The 18,159-nt window shown below is 67.4% G+C and carries 23 protein-coding genes and 1 pseudogene; 11 read left to right on the top strand and 13 right to left on the bottom strand.

All coding sequences use genetic code 11. The features are described from left to right. Nucleotides 1-65: 65 nt before the first annotated feature. Nucleotides 66-479 carry an ATP-binding protein gene (locus OHA11_RS27365; RefSeq protein ID WP_266500770.1) on the bottom strand — a complete coding sequence of 138 codons (414 nt, stop codon included), beginning with the start codon at nucleotides 477-479 and terminating at the stop codon, nucleotides 66-68. Nucleotides 480-714: 235 nt separating this feature from the next. On the opposite strand from OHA11_RS27365, the gene OHA11_RS27360 reads away from it, so the two are divergent. The 3 genes and pseudogenes from OHA11_RS27360 to OHA11_RS27350 all read left to right on the top strand — a co-directional run bounded on the left by OHA11_RS27360 (nucleotide 715) and on the right by OHA11_RS27350 (nucleotide 2,216). Then, nucleotides 715-1,566 (top strand): helix-turn-helix transcriptional regulator, encoded by an 852-nt coding sequence (locus OHA11_RS27360; protein WP_266500769.1) that lies wholly within the window; start codon nucleotides 715-717, stop codon nucleotides 1,564-1,566. 9 nt (nucleotides 1,567-1,575) lie between these two features. Then, complete coding sequence (locus OHA11_RS27355) at nucleotides 1,576-1,788, top strand: DUF397 domain-containing protein (RefSeq protein ID WP_266500767.1); 213 nt, start codon at nucleotides 1,576-1,578, stop codon at nucleotides 1,786-1,788. Between the two features lie 72 nt (nucleotides 1,789-1,860). Further along, a pseudogene (locus OHA11_RS27350) lies at nucleotides 1,861-2,216 on the top strand (hypothetical protein). A gap of 21 nt (nucleotides 2,217-2,237) precedes the next feature. On the opposite strand, the gene OHA11_RS27345 reads toward OHA11_RS27350, so the two are convergent. From OHA11_RS27345 to OHA11_RS27305, 9 genes are all read right to left on the bottom strand, one after another. Continuing rightward, the gene (locus OHA11_RS27345; RefSeq protein ID WP_266507490.1) at nucleotides 2,238-2,750 is read right to left on the bottom strand and encodes a pilus assembly protein TadG-related protein; all 513 of its coding nucleotides are present in this window, start codon (nucleotides 2,748-2,750) and stop codon (nucleotides 2,238-2,240) included. A gap of 8 nt (nucleotides 2,751-2,758) precedes the next feature. Continuing rightward, on the bottom strand, nucleotides 2,759-3,187 hold the full coding sequence (locus tag OHA11_RS27340) for a TadE/TadG family type IV pilus assembly protein (RefSeq protein ID WP_266500765.1): 429 nt from the start codon (nucleotides 3,185-3,187) through the stop codon (nucleotides 2,759-2,761). Then, a complete protein-coding gene (locus OHA11_RS27335; RefSeq protein ID WP_266507488.1) occupies nucleotides 3,188-3,568 on the bottom strand; it encodes a TadE family protein in 381 nt (126 codons plus the stop codon). It lies immediately after the preceding gene. 134 nt (nucleotides 3,569-3,702) lie between these two features. Then, nucleotides 3,703-3,954, bottom strand: a complete 252-nt coding sequence (locus OHA11_RS27330) for a hypothetical protein (protein ID WP_055610899.1) — start codon at nucleotides 3,952-3,954, stop codon at nucleotides 3,703-3,705. 120 nt (nucleotides 3,955-4,074) lie between these two features. Continuing rightward, nucleotides 4,075-5,004, bottom strand: a complete 930-nt coding sequence (locus OHA11_RS27325) for a type II secretion system F family protein (RefSeq protein ID WP_266500762.1) — start codon at nucleotides 5,002-5,004, stop codon at nucleotides 4,075-4,077. Next, complete coding sequence (locus OHA11_RS27320; protein WP_266500761.1) at nucleotides 5,001-6,023, bottom strand: type II secretion system F family protein; 1,023 nt, start codon at nucleotides 6,021-6,023, stop codon at nucleotides 5,001-5,003. Before OHA11_RS27320 ends, OHA11_RS27325 begins: the two co-directional genes overlap by 4 nt. A 7-nt stretch (nucleotides 6,024-6,030) precedes the next feature. Further along, on the bottom strand, nucleotides 6,031-7,341 hold the full coding sequence (locus tag OHA11_RS27315; protein ID WP_266500759.1) for a CpaF family protein: 1,311 nt from the start codon (nucleotides 7,339-7,341) through the stop codon (nucleotides 6,031-6,033). Between the two features lie 58 nt (nucleotides 7,342-7,399). Further along, complete coding sequence (locus OHA11_RS27310) at nucleotides 7,400-8,254, bottom strand: hypothetical protein (protein ID WP_266500757.1); 855 nt, start codon at nucleotides 8,252-8,254, stop codon at nucleotides 7,400-7,402. A gap of 22 nt (nucleotides 8,255-8,276) precedes the next feature. Next, nucleotides 8,277-9,005: a hypothetical protein gene (locus tag OHA11_RS27305; protein ID WP_266500755.1), complete on the bottom strand. Its 729-nt coding sequence runs from the start codon at nucleotides 9,003-9,005 to the stop codon at nucleotides 8,277-8,279. A 450-nt stretch (nucleotides 9,006-9,455) separates the two neighbouring features. Here OHA11_RS27305 and OHA11_RS27300 point away from each other — a divergent pair, with 450 nt between their 5' ends. Further along, entirely contained in the window at nucleotides 9,456-10,181 is a 726-nt protein-coding gene (locus OHA11_RS27300; protein ID WP_266500753.1) for a hypothetical protein, read from the top strand. A 93-nt stretch (nucleotides 10,182-10,274) separates the two neighbouring features. Here the strand turns inward: OHA11_RS27300 and OHA11_RS27295 are convergent, their stop codons facing one another. From OHA11_RS27295 to OHA11_RS27285, 3 genes are all read right to left on the bottom strand, one after another. After that, the gene (locus OHA11_RS27295) at nucleotides 10,275-10,952 is read right to left on the bottom strand and encodes a hypothetical protein (protein ID WP_266500752.1); all 678 of its coding nucleotides are present in this window, start codon (nucleotides 10,950-10,952) and stop codon (nucleotides 10,275-10,277) included. Between the two features lie 130 nt (nucleotides 10,953-11,082). After that, nucleotides 11,083-11,793, bottom strand: a complete 711-nt coding sequence (locus OHA11_RS27290) for a hypothetical protein (protein WP_266500751.1) — start codon at nucleotides 11,791-11,793, stop codon at nucleotides 11,083-11,085. Nucleotides 11,794-12,056: 263 nt separating this feature from the next. Continuing rightward, nucleotides 12,057-12,356 (bottom strand): winged helix-turn-helix domain-containing protein, encoded by a 300-nt coding sequence (locus OHA11_RS27285; RefSeq protein ID WP_266500750.1) that lies wholly within the window; start codon nucleotides 12,354-12,356, stop codon nucleotides 12,057-12,059. A 171-nt stretch (nucleotides 12,357-12,527) separates the two neighbouring features. Between OHA11_RS27285 and OHA11_RS27280 the strand changes: the two genes are divergently transcribed. The 7 genes from OHA11_RS27280 to OHA11_RS27250 all read left to right on the top strand — a co-directional run bounded on the left by OHA11_RS27280 (nucleotide 12,528) and on the right by OHA11_RS27250 (nucleotide 18,052). Beyond that, nucleotides 12,528-12,818: a hypothetical protein gene (locus OHA11_RS27280; RefSeq protein ID WP_266500749.1), complete on the top strand. Its 291-nt coding sequence runs from the start codon at nucleotides 12,528-12,530 to the stop codon at nucleotides 12,816-12,818. 576 nt (nucleotides 12,819-13,394) lie between these two features. Continuing rightward, entirely contained in the window at nucleotides 13,395-14,069 is a 675-nt protein-coding gene (locus OHA11_RS27275; protein ID WP_266500748.1) for a hypothetical protein, read from the top strand. 29 nt (nucleotides 14,070-14,098) lie between these two features. Continuing rightward, entirely contained in the window at nucleotides 14,099-15,109 is a 1,011-nt protein-coding gene (locus OHA11_RS27270; protein ID WP_266500747.1) for a hypothetical protein, read from the top strand. Between the two features lie 253 nt (nucleotides 15,110-15,362). Then, the gene (locus tag OHA11_RS27265) at nucleotides 15,363-16,400 is read left to right on the top strand and encodes a hypothetical protein (protein WP_266500745.1); all 1,038 of its coding nucleotides are present in this window, start codon (nucleotides 15,363-15,365) and stop codon (nucleotides 16,398-16,400) included. 21 nt (nucleotides 16,401-16,421) lie between these two features. Beyond that, nucleotides 16,422-17,321 (top strand): hypothetical protein, encoded by a 900-nt coding sequence (locus OHA11_RS27260; RefSeq protein WP_266500743.1) that lies wholly within the window; start codon nucleotides 16,422-16,424, stop codon nucleotides 17,319-17,321. A 10-nt stretch (nucleotides 17,322-17,331) separates the two neighbouring features. Next, entirely contained in the window at nucleotides 17,332-17,598 is a 267-nt protein-coding gene (locus OHA11_RS27255; RefSeq protein WP_266500741.1) for a hypothetical protein, read from the top strand. 4 nt (nucleotides 17,599-17,602) lie between these two features. Beyond that, entirely contained in the window at nucleotides 17,603-18,052 is a 450-nt protein-coding gene (locus OHA11_RS27250; RefSeq protein ID WP_266500739.1) for an RDD family protein, read from the top strand. Nucleotides 18,053-18,159: the final 107 nt, after the last annotated feature.

Here is an 18,159-nt window from a genome sequence, read left to right as displayed (position 1 = left end):
CGTACCCGTCCGGACGGCTCTGCCCCCACGTCCCCCTACGCCCTCCTACGCCCTCCTACGCCCTCCTACGCCGCGACAAGATCGCACCACACGTACTTCCCCCGGCTGCCGTCCCGAGTGAGCGGCTGCCAACCCCATAGGTCGGCGCAGGCGCGTACGAGGGCGAGACCCCGCCCCGTCTCCGCGCCGGTGAGCTGCGCCAACTCCCCTGGAGGCTCGGGCGGTTCAGGATCCGCATCCCAGGCCCCGATCCGCAGCACCCCGGCCGACCAGCGCACTCGTAGAGCAGCGGGCCCTTTGGTGTGTCGTACGGAGTTGGAGACCAGCTCGGCCGCGAGCAGTTCGGCGGTGTCCACGAGGCGGATGAGGCCGTGCATGGTGAGGATCAGACGGAGGGTGCGGCGGCAGACAGTGACGGCTCGGAGATCGTTCGGGATGTACAGGGTGTACTCCCAGGGGGCGGATTCGCTTTCAGGCATGGGTGAACTCCTTTCGGAAGGAGGGGAGTTGGCGATTCTGCGGAGTGGCGGGCGGTGGCTGTGCCGCAGCCGTCACGGCATGACGGTGTGGTGCGCTTCCGGGGTCCCGGGGTTCCGCATTGCATGCGTCGCGTCACTGACAGTAGGTATGAAAGTTGCGACCACGCAAGCCGTCACCGTAATCTCGCACCCGAACGAGGCACCCAAGAGGGCGAATTGGATCAGGGAGCAACACATGGCAACGCGGCGGCACCCCACCGCACGACAGATGCGCCTGGGCGCCGAGCTGCGCAAGCTTCGGGAGGCCGCAGGGCTCAAGGCCACCGAAGCGGCGTCCCTGCTGGGCGTGAACTCCACCCAGATGAGCCAGATCGAGTCCGGTGTCGCAGGGGTCAGCGAGGAACGCGTTCGTCGACTGGCAGCCAACTACGCGTGCTCAGACAGCGAGTTGATCGATGCTCTCGCCGCCATGACCACCGACCGGACCCGGGGCTGGTGGGAGGAGTACCGGGGCGTCCTCCCCGCGGCATACCTGGACCTCTCGGAACTGGATCACCACGCGACGTTCCGTCACGACGTCGCGGTTACCCACGTGCCCGGGCTCCTCCAAACGGAGGCCTACGCTCGCGCTCTCTTCTCGTACATGAACCCGGAGTTCCCGGAGAGCGAGATTGAGCATCGGGTACGCCATCGGATGCGGCGGAAGGTCATCATCGAGAAACCCGAACCCATGCCGTACGAGACCGTGATCCACGAGACGGCACTCCGCATCAAAGTGGCCGGCCAAACAGCGTTCCAAGCTCAACTCGCCTGCATCCTGGAGCAGTCCGAGGCGGATCACGTGAGGGTGAGGGTCATCCCCTTCGGCCTGGACGACTTCGCGGGGGCCGGGAGCGCGATGGTCCATCTGGGCGGCGCAGTGCCCCGTCTGGACACCGTGGTGCGCGACGCGCCGCACGGCACGGCCTTCGTCGACTCCGAAGCCCAACTGGAGCACTTCCGAAAGCTCTTCCGTAGGGTGAGGGAAGCGTCACTCACCCCAGAGCGATCACGTGACCTCATCCACCAGTTGGCCAAGGAACTGTGAGGACCAGCCATGATCACCCCTCCGCAGTGGCAGAAGTCGTCCTTCTCAGGCGGCGGGGAGGGCAACGACTGCGTAGAGATCGCGAACCTACGCGCCCACATATCCATACGCGACTCGAAAACCCCCACGCATGGCACCCTCTCCTTCCCCTCCGGCGCCTTCACCACATTCATCAAGGCCCTGAAGACGGACACACATCACACGACATCTTCGACGCCGTGACGGGTACCTTCCGGTTCGGGTAGACACCACTTGCATGGACACAAGCCGCCGAGGCACGGACACCACAGGGGGATCACATGGGCAAACCCCGACCTCGCGCTCCCGTTGAGCGAGTTGGAGGACTATGGCACCCGGCTGCGTGACATCAAGTCGCGGATGAACCACGCCAAGAAGCTGTTCGAGTCCTACAAGGACGACATCGGCGACGGCGGCGTCTACGACAAGCTGGAGGCCTTCGAGTCCAACTGGGAGGACGGCCGCGAGGACATCAACCAGCAACTCGACGCGCTGGCCCAGATGTCCGAGGCCGTGTCCGGGAGTTCAAGAAGCTGGACGACGACCTGGCGAAACAGGTCTCCGAGGGCGTGAAGTCCGACGGCAAGGGCGGCAAGGGCGGCAAGGCTGGCAAGCAGGACGACGGCAAGTAGGCCGCCCCGCAGGGGGTGTCGTCAGCCGACCTCGTTCTCGGCAACAGCCCGTCCCCTGACCACCACATCCCCGCCGTAGAACATCCCCGTGAAGACCGGGGAGTACGTGAGCTGGACCTCCACCTCGACCTCGTCGGCGTTGGCGGCGACGCAGTGGGTGGCGGCGATGTCTGCGCCGGTCATGCCCATCTCCTGGGCGAAGGCCTTGACTCGGGCGCCGCAGTTCTCGAAGAGGATGGGGGCGCCGCCGCCGTCGTTCTCGTACAGCTCGTCCAGGTCCACGTCCTGGGCTGCGTAGCGGGCCGCCTGTTCCGCGATGTCGGCGGCACGTTCGCGCTTGGAGATCGACAAGCCGCCGTCGATGACGAAGGCCGACAGGGAGAGGAACACCAGCGCGAAGATGATCACCGCTCCGGCGCCCGAGCCGCGGTCGTCGAGGCGAGCGCGGCGTGCGTCCGTCCAGGAGCGCACGGCGTTCCCGATGCGTCCGATGCGTCCGATGCGCCCTACCGTCACGCCCCCCATCGCCGTCATCCGCCCCATCACGCCTTCCTCTTGAAGGGATCCAGCGGTGAGGTGAACGACGCCGTCAGGCGGGTCGGGACATCGAGGCCGAGCATGGCCAGGCCCCGTACCTCGCAGCTGACCTCGACCGTGAACAGGTCGGCGTCCTCGAAACCGGCGCTGGTCTTGTTCACCGTCACCGCACCGGCGCAGACGTCCGCGAGGTCGGCGTCCGCCGCCTTCTGCGCCTCCGCCATCGCCGAGACCACGTCCCGCTGGAGCGACCCGGACCGAGCCGCGTCCCTCGCCGCCCCGTCGATCGCCCCTCGTCCGTCCACCAGTTGCCCGAAAGCCACCAGCACCAGGATGAAGAGGATCATCACCGGTGCGAGGATCACCACCTCCACAGTGGACAGCCCCCGGTCCCGGTCAGGGGCCGGAACCCGGCGGCGTACGAGAGCGCGCATCTAGTTCCCGTCCTCCTCGACGAACCGCTCCACCGGTCCCACCGACTGCGCCTGCACCGTCAGATCCAGCCCGGGAAACACCGACGGCACCTTCGCCGTGATCTCCACGCCCACCGTGTTCTGCTCCGGCTGGAGCATCTCCACGTCCGGGGAGAGCACCAACTGCGGTCCCAGCTGCGCGATGTAGCTGTCGACGACGTTCCGTGCCTCGCCCCGCCAAGCGCCCGGCCGCTCGTCGGCCGTCGCGCGGGCCTTGCGGGCGCCGGCCTGGGCCGCCGCCTGGGCCACGTGGTCGGCGAAGAAGTACAGCGCGAACTGCACCGTCGCGAAGATCATGAAGAAGAGCACGGGTGTGAGCAGCACGAACTCGATCGCGGTCATGCCGGAGTCGCCGCGGGCGGAGGCGGCCTCCACCCGGCGGCGGACCCAGCGTCGTACGCTCACCAGTTACCCCGTAGACCCATAGACCCGTAGAAGGGAGAAGAAGAAGAGAGAAGAAGAGAACGGCAGCGAGATCAGCAGGTGCTGCCCGCGTCCGCGCCCTTGATGCAGTCGCCGACCTTGTTGGCACCGTCGCTCAGCGCGGCGTTGATGATCGCGGCGACCACGCCGACGATCGCCACGACGACCGCCGAGATGATGACCCACTCCACCGCGGACGCACCACGGTCGAGCTCGCCGGAGCGGGCACGCTGCACCCGGCCCTGGAGGAAGGTGATGAGAAAGTCCACCCCCGGGATCCCGGTGCTGAAGTTCCGTCCGTTCATGGTGAGTTGTCCTCTCAAGACAGTTCAGAGCGGTCAAGCGGTTCGAGCAGTTCGAGCAGTTCACATCGGTGGTGCGAGCGGTTCGAGTGGTTCGAAGATGCAGTTGTCGTTTGCCGGGGCTCAGACCTGGAACACGCGCATCGCCGCCGGGAAGATCAGGAAGACCAGGAAGCCCGCGCAGAGCAGCAGTTGCGCGACGAGCATCGACTGCGACTTCTCGCCCGCGCTGCCCTCGATCTCGGCGAGTTCGCGGTGCCGCATCGTCTCGGCGCGCGAGGCGAGCGACTCGCGCACCTTCGCACCGTCGTCCGCGACCAGCGCCAACGAGGCCGACAGATCCTTCAACTCCTCGACACCCAGGTCCTCACCGAGCGAGCCGAGGGCCTGCCACTGGCTGATGCCGGTGATCCGGGCGTCCGCGAGCGCGTTACGGATGCGCTGCGTGGCCCAGCCGTCGGAGACCTCGGCGGCGGCCATCAGGGCCTCCGGGAGACCCCGGCCGCCCGCCAGGCTCATCGACACCAGGTCCAGATACGCGCCGATCACGCGCCGCAGGTCACGCCGCTTCTCCGCCGCGTCCCTGCGTACTTCCAGGTCCGGCAGGAAGAAGAAGACGGTCGCGAACAGCAGCGCGAGCCAGATCGGGATGACCGGGCTGCGGCCGACCCCGAGCGTCCAGACCACGGCGAACATGAACGGCCCGAAGAACAGCCCGGCCGCCGCCAGCAGCACCTTCGTCGCGAGGAAGTTCTCCCAACTCCGGTCCAGCACGGCCAGGTCGGCCCGCAGCGACCGCAGCTCCCAGCCCTGCTGCAGGTAGAACTCGGAGACTCGCGCGCCGACTCCGGCCCGTACGCTCCCGAGCCGCCCCTTGTCGGCGGTGGTGCGGTGCGAGGACTCGTACGCCGCTCCCCTCGCCCGCATCGCGTCGATGCGCGCGACCTGCGAGACCGCGCTGCGCTTGGCCGGCATCAGGGCGCGCACGAGGGCGTAGAGGCCCAGGCCCAGGACGGCGCCGACCACGACGGGCATGATCAGGGACGAGTTCATCGGCGTACCCCCTCCTCCGGCAGCGTCTGCGCCGGGAACTGTGTCTGGGACGACGACGGCGATGACGATGACGATGAGGATGAGGACGACGTACGGGGGCGTACGAACTGGACCGACGACTCGTCCCGTACCAGGAAGCGTTCGGGCGTTTCGATGGTCGACAGCTTGCGCAGCCACAGGAAGCCCATCGCGAACAGGCCGCAGACGCAAGCGAGTACGAGCTGGCCGACCGCCGTGCCGTACGGCTCGACGAAGTCGCGGTTGAAGATCGACAGTCCGAGGACGAAGGCGACCGAGACGGCGACGACGATCTGTACGGAGCGCCGGGTCGAAGCGCGCTGTGCCATGACCCGCTGCCGCATGTCGACCTCTTCGCGCGCCGACTTGGCGAGCGCGCCCAGGACCTGCCGCAGACCCGGGCCGCGCAGCCGCGCGTTGAGGATCAGCGCGGCCACGATGATGTCGGCGGACGCGTCGTCGATCTCGTCGGCGAGCTGCTGAAGAGCGTCCGGCAGCGGCGTACGGGAGCGGAGACGGTCGACGAGGGCGTCGAGGTGCGGGCGCAGGACCGGTGCCGCGGCGCGCGCGGAGGCGGGGATGGCCTGCTCCAGGCCGACCGCGCCCGCGATGGTGTCGCGCAGCGACTCGGTCCAGGACGCGAGGGCCTCCACGCGGCGCATCGCGGCCTTCTCCTCGGAAGCGCCGCCGAACAGCTTGTCCCAGAAGAAGACGAGGACGGCGGTCGCGATACCGGCGACGGCCCACCGCGTGAGCAGCAGGACGACGATGCCGGCGCCGGCCGCGATCGAACCACGCTGACCGGCGAACCGTACGAGCTCGGAGGCCCGTTCGCTCGCCTTCTGCTTCTCGTGCTCGGGCTTGGCGGGCAGTCCGCGGACCGCGACGGCGAGCAGCGCGAGGCCGCCGCCGACGGCGATGCCGCACGCGAGCGCGTACAGGACCGTGGTCGAGAACAGCCCGCCCATGGAGCCGAGTGAGTCAAGAGCGGCGAGAGTCATGGTCGGTTCACCCCCAGTTCCCGCCGGGCAGGCGATAGCCGTGCTGGATCAGGTCTTCGAGGCAGGCGAGGGGCGCGTGCGGCACGATCCGGCCGTCCGCCGCCTCGGCGAACACCTCGCTGGACAGGACGCGTCCGTCGACGCCGTTGACCTCACGGATGGAGGTGACCATGCGCTGGAGTCGGCCGCCCGTCTGGTAGTTGTTGCGCCGCTGAACGAAGACGACGAAGTTCACCGCGCCCGCGACGAGCATCTGGCTGGCCTCGATGGGCAGTCGCTCGGTGGCCTGGAGGGCGTACGTGGAAATACGGTTGAAGACCTCGCTGGAGCTGTTGGCGTGGATCGTGGACAGCGAGCCGTCGTTGCCCTGCGACATCGCGTTCAGCATGGTCACGATCTCGTCGCCGAGGACCTCACCGACAATGACGCGCGAGGGGTTCATACGCAGCGAACGCCGGACCAGCTCCGCCATCGAAATGGTGCCCTGGCCCTCGGAGTTGGGCAGCCGCTCCTCGAACGCCACGACGTTCGGGTGCAGATCGGTGAAGGTGTCGAGCCCGAGTTCCAGGGCGCGTTCGACGGTGATGAGGCGCTCGTGCGGCGGGATCTCGTTCGCCAGGGCCCTCAGGAGGGTGGTCTTACCGGCGTTGGTCGCGCCCGCGATCATGATGTTCTTGCGGGCCCGGACGGCACAGGCGAGGAAGTGCCCGACCTCGGGGGTGAGCGTGCCGTTGCCGACGAGGTCGGACATGAAGACCTTGCCCATGCGCGCGCGACGGATGGAGAGCGCCGGGCGGCGCGTCACATCCATGACGGCGGACAGCCGGGAGCCGTCCGGCAGCCGCAGGTCGAGCTGCGGGTTGGCGGAGTCGAAGGGCCGGGAGGAGAGACCGGAGTACGCGCCGAGGATCTGGATGAGCTCGATGAGCTCCTCGTCGGTCTCGGCGACGGGATCGCCCCTGACCTCCTCGCCGTTCGCGTAGCCGACGAAGACCTGGTCGTACCCGTTGATGTCGATGTTCTCGACCTCGGGGTTGTCCAGCAGTGGCTGCAGCCGCCCCACTCCGAAGAGTGCGGCGTGCACGGCAGCCGCGTACTGCTCCTCGGTCTCGGCGTCCAGCGGCGTACGCCCGGAGTTGATCTCCGTACGGGCGTAGTCCTCCAGTATCTGGGCTATGACCGCGCGCGCGTAGTGCCGCTCGTCCTCGTTGGACATCGGCGTGACGCCGGAGACCTGGTCGAGCCGGCGCTGCTCGGCGATACGGTCACCGGCCTCCTGCCGGAACCGCTTGACCAGCTGATGGTCGACGGCGGTCATCGCCCGCCCCCCACTGCTGCCCTACGCCCGGCTGCCCTACGCGTGTACGTCCCCGCCGTCATCGACCGGCTCCGGCGGTGGGCTGACCGCTCGGACCGCCGGCCGCCGGTACGGACCAGGCCGCGCCGAACTGCTGGTAGAGGTCCGAGGTCACCTTGCGCGCCGAGCGGATGAGCAGCGACTTGTCGAGCCGTCCGCGCTTGCGGCCGGCCAACTGGTCGGCGCCCGCCGGGTCTTCGGCGATCGTGCCGACCACGCGGGCGCCGGTCTGCGCGGCCACCAGCATGTCGTTGACCTGGTGGACGAGCTTGCCGGACTCGCTCGGGTCGGTGATGAGGACGACCCCGATGAGGGGCGTGCCGAGCGCCGCCGCACCGCGCGCTCCGCCGTGCAGCTTGGCGCTGAGGGCGGCGGCCCGGTCGCGTACGCGCGCGATGGCCTCCGGCTCGGTGCGGGAGATGAGGAGTACGAGGGCCGCCTGCGAGAACATCTCGACGGCCGGGGTGTCCCCGCTGATCCGTCCGCAGTCCGCGATGACGTCGGCGGGCGCGTGCGGGGAGTCGGCGAGGTGCGCGAAGGCCCGGCCGAGCGTGGGCCACAGCCCCGCGAGCCCGGCCGCCTGCTCGGCGTTCCCGAGCCCGACGAGCACTTCGAGCCCACCGCTCAACGGCTGTACGTGGTCCCAGAGTTGATCCGGTACGAGGCCTCGGCGGGCGGTGGCGGCGATGGACAGCATGCCGGTGTTCGGGTTCAGCGGCCCGCCGTGCGCGGCGGCACTGCGGTACACGAGGTCGCCGCCGGCCGGGTCGGTCTCGGCGAGCAGGACCCTGCGGGGCCAGACGGCGGCGAGGGCGACGGCCGCCGTGGTGACGCCGGGGGAACCTTTGTCGGCGGCGAGGGCGATGAGGGCCATGGTGTGTGTGACTCTCTTGCCGCTAGTTGCCGGGGATGAGGACGAGGGCGACCTGGTTCGCGGCGGCGGCACGGGCCAGCGCGGCGGCGTCACTCTCGTCGACGGTTACCGTGACGCGCTTGTTGGTGCTGCTGATGGTGCTGTCGCCCTTGGCGTCCGGCACCTTGGCGACACGGGCGTTGTCGACGATCGGCGTACTGCCGGTGCCCGCGGAACCGGAGGAGCCGGTGCCCGTCTCGTCGTTCGAGTTCGAGGAGCTGGTGTTGCCGACCTGGTAGGCGGCCACGAGGTCGCCCGGCTGGATGCCCTCCGGGTACTGGCCCTCCTTGAGGGAGAGACCGACGACGGCCTTGCCCGCCGGGAGGCTTGCCTCGGTGCCGAACATCTCGCCGATGACGAGAGTGCCCTCGTAGATCGTGGACTTGGCCTTGAGCTTCCCAAGGGTCTTGCGCTGGGACCACCTGACGTAGTTGATGCCCGCGTCGTCCGCGACCAGTACGGACTCCACCTTGCCGCCGACGGACTCACCGGCCTGGATGTCGCTCGTCACCTTCACGACCTCGATACGGTCGCCCGCGCGCAGCACCAGCATGGTCGCCCCGAGCGCACCCACGAGGATCAGCAGCACGGCGAGTGCGGCCAGCGCGGGTTTGCGCTCGCGAGGCGGCGAGGGAAGGCGCTCCCCCATCGTCGGCGGAACCGGCGCAGCGGAACGGTTGTTGCCCGCCCCCGTACGCTCTTGGATCTTCACGCAACCGCTCCCCGTACACCCAAGAAGGTTTCGTCATTCAGGACACTTGGAACACTCCGCCCTCACCGGGGCGTACCGCCCGACCTGGTCGAATAGCCATGGCCCGAGCGAGTGTCAAGTCATCGCACCGTATCAGCAGCACATAAGCCCCTCAAGGCGCGCCCGCGCCCGCGAACCCCACACGCCCCGACGTTATCCACGCGCAATGCGGGCCGCCCGGTTCCCGGTCGAGAACGGGCCTGCGCAGGGGCCTGCCGCTGTGCACCAGCGAATCATCCCGCCCTGCCCCGACGGGTGTTCGTCACGCTGCGTCCATCAGGTCTGCACTAGTCGCTCACGGGGGCGGGGCAGGGGTGGGGCGGGGGCGTGGAAGGATCTCCAGCGATCTTCAGCCGCGCGGATGACGGCCCCATCCGTCACCCCGCGAAAACTCAAGGAGCCCTCCCCCACATGAAGCGATCCGCCCTCGCCGCCTCCGCGCTCTCCGTCGTCGTACTGACCGGACTGACCGGACTGACCGCCTGCGGAGGCGGCGACTCGGAGACGGACGCGGACGACAAGCCCGGGGCCAAGGCCACGGCTTCCAAGGCCAAGGAGGTGAGCCCGGCGGAGCGCCTGGCGAAACTCATGGTCACCAAGGCCGAGAGCGGCTACACCGTCAAGGAGCCCTCCGACGGCGACGCCCTGGCCGCCAGTCAGGAGGACATGGACGTCGACAAAGCCGTCTGCACCCCGCTGGCGTACGCGATGAACGAACTCCCCATCGGCTCCCCGCAGGCCACGCTCACACACGTCGCCACCAGTTCGGCCGCCATGTTCACCTACATCACGCTCTCCACCTACGAGGACGGCGAAGCGGAGTCCGCCATGAAGGACCTCGCCAAGGCGGCCGACTCCTGCGGCAGCGGCTACACAGCGACGTCGGACAGGGGAACCACGCGGTACGACTCGGTCACGGTGGAGACCGCCCCCTCGGGCAGCGACGAGTCGCTCGCCACCGCTGCTACCTTCAAGTTCAAGGGCTTCACCCAGAAACTCCGCACCCAGACCTTCCGCTTCGGCGACACCATCGTCAACTACTTCGCGCTGGACAGTGGGGCGTTCATCCAGTCCCGCCCCGGCGAGGCCAAGATCCCGGCCGACCTTGTCAAGGCCCAGAACGCGAAGCTCAGTTGATGTGCGCGTCGGCCCTGAGAACCTTCCGGCACTCGGGGCCGGTGCCACATTCAGGCGTGCCTGCCCGGCCACCCTCGGATGTCAGGGCCCGGCTCAGATGACCTGGTCCAACAGGGAATGGCGGTTCTTCCGCCGCCGCACATGCCCGCGCCAGCCGGCCAGCAAGGCCATGCCCGTCCATCCGACGACACCCATGACAAGGCCGCCGAGCCGACCGTCCGGATCGACCTCGGCGGCATCCTCCAGCGGTACGACGCCTTCCGGGTCGTAGGCCACCTCGATGCGGTCGCCCACCCGGTAGTCGGGATGGCTTCCCCGGTACTCCAGGGTCTCGTCGAGCTCACCGTCCTTGCCGAGAAGGGTGTACCGGTGGTCCTTGCCCCCTGTGGTGTCAGCCGAGTCCTTGGTGATCACGACGGTCTCGTGGACCCCACGGCGATCCAGTGCGGCCTCGGGAGCGTACTGGACCGAGCCCACGAGGACGAACAGCGCCGGTCCCACGGAGAGCACGGCGAGCCACCATGCGCGGTGGAGCAAGGCCAGGGCGATCAAGAAGACCAAGCACAGGACGACGCCGGTCATGATCGGGATGAAGTCCATACCCAACGCGACATAAGCGATACCGGTGTTGGCTGCGGCGATCGCCCAGCCGAGCAGCACCACCGCCAAGGTGGCCAGCACCGACACCCCTCGGCTCACGGCCTTGTTCTTCGGGCTGCGGATGGCAGTTCCGCCGATACTTTCGCGGTCATTCGCGTCCGTGTTACGCACGTGAGGAGCATAGGGCCGGCATCGGACCCACCCGAGAGCGCCAATCCACAAGCGAGGTCGACCAGCCGTTCCTCATCTTCCCGCCCCATGAGGGACGTTGCCTCTGTCTCTCCCAGGCGGGCACCCGGCCTCAGGAAAGCCGGCGCTTGAGGCTCCGCTTCACCATGTCGGTCTCGGACCGTCGCCGCCGCCCGGCGTGGAGGAGGGCCGAGCCGGCCACTAGAAAGAGCCCGGTCGTGATCCCGAGGGTGAGGGGATCGGCGGTCCGATCGCCGGGAAGGGCCTCGATCCACGGATCGAGGGCGCCCAGCGGATCCTCGAACAGGATGACGTGCTGCCCCGGCTTGAACTGGCCATAGCAGTTCTGCTGTTCGGACAGGTTCTGCACGGTCCCCGACGTATCGACGACTCGGCAGACGGACAGCTCGGTGGTCCGCTTCACTCCCCGTCGTTCCCCGGTGTCGGCCACGACGGCGTGGACCCGCTCGCCGACCTGCTTCGCGTACAGCTCGTACAGCCCGGGCCCCGCGAAGAAGGGCAGCGCCAGCGCGGCGACGGACGCGAGCGTAGCGGCACCTGCCCGGTGCCAGACACCGCCCGCGATGATGGCAGCGGCGGCGGCCACACCCAGCGTGATGATGACCCCGACCCACATGCCGTAGGGGTACTGGCCGAGGAACCCGGCGACAACGCCCAGCACCGGAATCGCCAGGGCCCACTTCAGGCTGTTGAGCGTGCGTCGCGAGGTGGGTGCCGCGCCGTTGACCGGGCGCTCGCCCTCCCCCTCCGCCTGCCCGGCCGACGGAACCTCGTACGTCCCCACGTTGGTCTGCTCCCCCATGCCCGATGCGCCGACTTACCGCCGTGCTCCTCTGCACTGCACTCCCCGGCGAATTCCCGAACGCACACCCTAGTCGTCCGACGCAACCGCGATCGGCGGCGGCCATGACGAGACGTTTGGAGAGTTTGGGCCACGGGCCGGGGGACAATCCGGGGCTCCGCCGTCCCAAACCTGCCAATCGTCCTGGCCGTGCTCAACCCGATCGATGTCCACGTCCAGCCGGTGTGACACCACACACGGCGAACCAAGTCGTCAGGGAGGGGCTACGCGTCCTGGTCGGCGCCCGAGGGCTCGTCGGGCTCATCGGCCTCGGGGTACGCGACGAAGGTGCCCTTCGCGGGGAGCGTGACGACGAGTCCGCGTTCGCGGAGTTCGCGGGTGGCGCGGCGAGCGGTCAGGTGCGCGACCCCGTACTCCTCGGCCAGGTCACGCTCCCCCGGTAGCCGGGCGCCGGGCCGGAGCTCCCCGGAAGCGATGCGGGCCGCGATGTGGTCCGCCATCTGCATATAGACGTAGGCAATCTTCGTCGGGTCGATCGGCGACTGCCCTGACTCTGGTGTCATATCGAACAACGTACGACAGCAGGGAACTCCACGGCTCCTTGGAGCACAGCAAACCGCTATACACCTCCCATGTGCACCCTGTAACGTGCCTTGTACGTCAAAAGACCCCGGCAACGGAGGCAACCGTCCCGGGGCATGGCCGACGCTAAACACTCAAACAGGAGCGCCAACATGCTGGACCTTACCGTCCGCTGCCTCGCCTGGATGCTGAGCATCTGCACCCCGCGCCCCCGAGGCCGCCACCGCCTCGGAGTGATCCCGCCCCTCCGGTTCACCCCGGTCCCACCGCCCCGCTTCACCGAGATCCTCGACGGCAACGCATCCCGTCTCGTACGCCCCTACGTCCTGGGCGCCGCCGAGCACCGCCGCCAACGCGAACGCCGCCGCACCCTCTATCTCGCCACGGTCGGCATCGACGTCGGCCCGGACCGCATCCACGGCGTCCCGGTGGCCGCCCGATGACGCGCCCCGCCGTACGGATGTGCGCCCGCTGCCACCGCACGACGAGCCACCCGGTACTCGTTCATGAGGTGCACGCAGCAACGGGCCCCGGCTTCAACGTGTACGCATGCTCCGAGTGCGCCGACCACTACCCGCCCATGGCCGACGTACTGGAACTCCCGGAGACCACTCCACGCCGCCACTCTCGTCTCACCCTCCGCGTCTACACCGTCGACGCGGACGGCGCCGTGACCGAGGCCCGGGGCAGTGTCGAAGTCCGGGCCGCCGGCCGAGGCGACCCACTCCCGCGATCATCGGCGTACCCGCCGTGTGGATGCCCGGGCTGCCGGACGCGAGAGCGGGGCACAGCTCAGGAGGCCTGATCCGACACCCGTCACGCCCCTCCCGGCCTCGAACGCCCGCCGAGCGTTCGGGGCCGCTGTGCACCCAGACACGATCAGGCCTCAGGGTAGACCGCTTGTCCCGATTCACCCTCATTCGCCCAGCCATGCAAGGAAGTTCGCTGTAGCGAAACCGATCGCCCCACGGATACCGTCGTAGCCCTTGACTGCACTTTTGTCTCACGGGGAGATCACTGTGAAGCGCCGCTCTTTGCCCGTTGCTGCCGCGCTCGCCGCGACCGCAGCCCTGCTGCTGTCGGCCTGCGGCAGCGGGGACGACAAGTCCAGCGACAACGACAAGATCGCGGGGGCCGACACCGGTGATACCAAGAAGTCGGCGTCGCCAACCGCGTCGGCCGAGACGGACACCATCGGTCGTCCGAAGATGACGTTCCCTTCGGATTTCGAGATGGCGTTCGACCGCACCGAGCCTTCCGACGCCAAGGAAGCCGCCGCGCTCAACGACGCCGAGAACTTCGTCCGCTCCATCAACCACGGCATCGTCAAGCAGAACGCGGAAGACACGGCGTACAAGTTCTACTCGGACCCCCGCGGCAACGCCCAGGCGTACGCGAAGAAGCAGATCCAGCAGTACATCAACGGTGGATGGACTGTCACGGGCACGCAGCGCTACAGCGACGCCAAGGTCACTCTCGCAAGCGGCGGCAACCGCGCATCGGTCTCCTTCTGCGATGACGACTCGAAGTTCTACGGCAGGGAGATCAAGTCCAAGAAGGTGCTGAAGACCAAGCCGAGCGACAAGGACTACTACTTCTTCGAGATCGTCATGACCACGTCCAAGGAAGCCAAGGGCCTCTGGACAGCCGAGGCCATCGAGGTGCAGAAGGAGGCGACACAATGCAAGGCGTGAAGCGAACGGCTCTCCCCATTGTCTGTGTCGTGACCGCTCTGCTCCTGGCACCCGCGCAGAACGCGTTCGCCGCCGGTCCGACGGACAAGAGCTCCACGGACACGAGCACGGACAGCGGTCTCAAGGGCGACGATCTCTACGCCAAGGCAACGGCGATCTCATACGACACCTCGAAGAACGGCTCCGGATCTTCTGTCGGACCTGTCACCGTCAGCGGTAGCAACTGGACGCCGCCCGCTTGTTGGCATGCCCCTCTGTGGACGGCGAAGCAGTTCGCCAAGGAAACAGAGGACGGGTACGAGGAGATCTCAGGCGATCCCAACCAGCCCGCACACGCCAGACGGGGCTCGTACGAATTCCGGCAGATCTACAAGGACGGCGAGTACAAGAACTACAACCTCGACAAGCAGGGCGAGGGCATGTGGTGGGGGGCTGTCGAGAACCCGAACGCTCCCATCCTCGACCGGACCGCCTGTAACTCGCAGCTGCCTTTCTGGGTCGAGAACGGCGAAGCACCCGATGTCGAGACGGCCATAACGCCGGAAATCCTTGCTGGTCTCGCCTACGAGCAGATCAAAGTTCCCGGCACCGAGGTCACACTGGCACCTGACGGCACGACCAAGGTCAACCTCCCCACATGGGCTTGGCTGGACAACAGCGCGTTCAAGCCCGTCTCGGTGACAGCGTCCCTCAACACACCAGGTCTCAATATCCAAGCCACGACCACAGCAACGCCCGTCTCCCTCAAGCTCGAACCGGGAACGGCGGACGCCGAGACGTACCCCGCCTCCGGCGAATGCCAGATCAACAACAACGGTTCGATCGGCCAGCCGTACGCCAAGGGCAAGGCAGACGAGACGCCGCCCTGCGGCCTCAAGTACCTCCGCTCCTCCGGCGACGGAACGTACAAGCTCCAAGCAACTATCACCTGGGACATCACCTGGACCGGAACCGGCGGCGCCGGCGGAGACCTCCCCGACGGCACCTTCGGCAACGACCAGGCCGTCACTGTCCAGGAGATCCAGTCCGTCAACCGATGACCCCCCTGGCTGCGGACCAAGGTGAGGGCACCAGCCGAGGAGCCGCCACCCTGCTCAGATATACCCTCCCACCCTGGGCACCGCAGCGCTGACTCTGTTCCTCATCGCTGGAACGGTAGCCCTGATCCTGCGTCGCCAGCATTTGCGCACCTTTGCCTCTCACTGGGGCCATCGCAAAACTGGAGGGCGATTTCTCCCATTCCAGGTAACGCCAGAACAATAGACCAAAACGCGAAAGGAAAGAAGCAAAGAAGTGGGCTTCAAAGGAATTGACGATGTCCAGGCGCCGAAACTGGCTGCCGCTGTCGATGTCTTGGGAGGAACACTCACCATCCAAGGCGGCTTGATCGGCAACATCCTCGCTAAATGGGACACAAAAGCGGAAGGTGTCTCCGACTTCCCAAAGAAGGCATCCTGGGCGCAGAACGAAGCCAAGGACATCCGTCGTCGCCTGGGACTGTCCATGGACGACCCCGAGGCGGTTCTCACCTTCGCCGGTCTCGCCGGCGCTCTGGAGACGTGGAAAGAGTTCAAAGAAGGCACCCTCAAGGACATCAAGACACCCTTCAAGGTCCTCAAGATCCCCACTGCTATTGAAGCTTCGATGCACCTCTACCAGAGGTGGGCCCAGGGGCAGAACGTTGCAGGCGCACGTGCCGTATGGGAACTCAACAAGTACTTCGGTTCACCGGCTGCGCGCACCACCGCAAAGCGGGGCGAACTCCTGCAGGAGCTCCTCAAGGACCAGAGGATCCGCAACTGGTACAAGGAGCCCTGGAAGTGGCAACAGGCGGTCCGGAGCACCGCCATGCGCCTCAAGATCCCCTTCGCCGCGAAGCTCTTCTCCAAGGCGCCCGGGACTGGCTTTCTCGCCACGCGCGTCTTTCTTCCGCTGGCCATTGTGAGCGGCGTCAAGGAGATGTTCCTCCCCACTCACGAAGGCGCTCAGGGGTGGGCAGACCGGGGCATGGGAGGCGTCCAGGCCGCAGGTGCCGTGGCCGTGTTGGGCGGCGCGGGCATGGCCACAGCCCTTGGAGCATCCGCCGCCGTGGCCGCCGCGGTCCCCGTCGTAGGCTGGGTCGCCCTTGGCGTGGCCGGGGCCTACTTCCTGGGCAGTTGGGCCTGGGACAAGTGGGGGGACGACATCAAGGATGGCGCCAAGCAGGCCTGGAAGGCCACGAAGGAATGGGGCAACGACATCAAGGACAAGGGTGCCGAGATCGTCGACGGAGCCAAGAGTGCCGTCACCAACCTAGTCCCCAACGCCATCCGCAAGTACAGCTTCTGGTAAGCGAGCATCGGACTAACCGTCATGAAAAGCCCTGAAATCGACATGGACCTCCAGGAGTTCCGCGGAATCCTGGCCGAGGCGCTCTCCGAAGGAGGAACGCAACCCCTCCTGAGGCTCACCGATGAAGAGATCGCCATTCTCGATCCCGACTCGTTGACCGAATGTGTCGCCCCCACTCCACGGATCAGTGAGCTCTCCGGCCAGGAGCGCGAATGGGTCTATGCCACGGCGCTACGGTCCCTCGTCTCGCGTGAGGCGGTGGAGGTCGCCAACATCGACGAACTCGACGCCGTGCTGCGAGCGGCGTCCGCGAGCTCCCAGTCCGGCGACGCGGCCTCCGGCGACGGCACGGACCCCGGTTCCGTCCCTTCAGGCGTGGACCTCGACATGCGCATCACCCCTGAGGTGAGCCTGGCTCTGACCCTGCGGCGAACTGCCGCCCGCGCACTGGCTGTTGAACAGCACACGTCGAGCGGCGTCACGCACATGCTGGTCTACATACACGCCGAGGACCTCTACCTCCTGGAGCGTGTGACCAGCGGCGGCCTGCACATGTTCACCCTCGCTAGCTCCGCCAAGGACGCGGCGGACATGGTGCAGCTCTTCATCGACCCCTTCGAGGTCGCCGACAAGGACGGCCGCGTCCAGCAGATCACTCCCGAGCAGATCAGCGAAGACAACGTCGGCCGCGCCCTCGGCGAGGCCATCAACAACGCACTCGTGGTCGGCCAGACGGTGCTCCTCGCCGACGCCCCGGGCCCCCTCCTGACGACGTACGCCACCGACAAGGTCCTGTGGACGGTGTACGTCGAGAAGCCGAACGCTGAGACCGGCATTGAGGCGCGCCTCGTCAGCAAGACGTCGCTGCGTCAGATGATCACCAAGCTGATCACCCCGGTTCCCCCGGTCACCCCGAGCTGAGGAAGGAAACATGACCCGCGAGAGCGATTGCCGAGAGGACGTACGTCTCCTCAAGAAGTACGCGGACGAACTTGAGCGCTCCGTCGACAGCGTCCAGAACCTCTGCGGCACTGCCACCTGGACGGGCCCCAAGAGCGAGCGGTTCCGCAGTGAATGGTCCGGTCACAAGAAGCAGATCACTGACGCCGTGGCCAACGCACGCGCCGCGATAGACAGAGCGCTCAAGCGCGTGGAGCAGGAAGAGGCGGACAAGAAGAAGACCGGGGCAGGGAACTAGCGCCGTGGCCAACCAGCAACGCACCCCCACTCGCGATCCGGCCCCCACTCAGGCCCGCCGGATCACCGCGGCGACAATCGACGCGCTCACCGCCCTGGTGTGCGGCCTCGCCGCCGGAGCCGCGGCCGGCGTGAAGGTGGTCGATGGAGTGGTCGAACTCCGACCGCAGTCCGCCGCGGTGTGGGGTGCGGCGCTCGGCACGGCCCTGGGCCTGTCCTTCGTGAACCACGTCCTGCTCACGCTGGCGACCCGAGCCAGCCTGGGAAAGCTGATTGCGGGTCTACGTGTGGTCCGCGTCTCCGACAGCGGGCGCCCCGGCCTCTTCCACCTCATCGGCCGCTGGCTTTTCGGCTTCTACTGGACGGTCGTGTTCGTGCCTATCCATCTGGCAACGGACAGCGATGTGGAGCAACAGGACGCAGTAGGACTACGTATCGTACGTCGGAAGAGCTGACCAAGGATCGCCAACGCTCTTGGCGTTCACATCATCGAAGAGATCGGGAACGAGATGCGACGCACCCGAGTGATTGTCGCGACAATGTCGATCGCAGCTCTCGCTGC

It is taken from the genome of Streptomyces sp. NBC_00878, from assembly GCF_026341515.1.
GTDB lineage: Bacteria > Actinomycetota > Actinomycetes > Streptomycetales > Streptomycetaceae > Streptomyces.
This window is presented reverse-complemented; position numbering and strand designations above follow the sequence as displayed.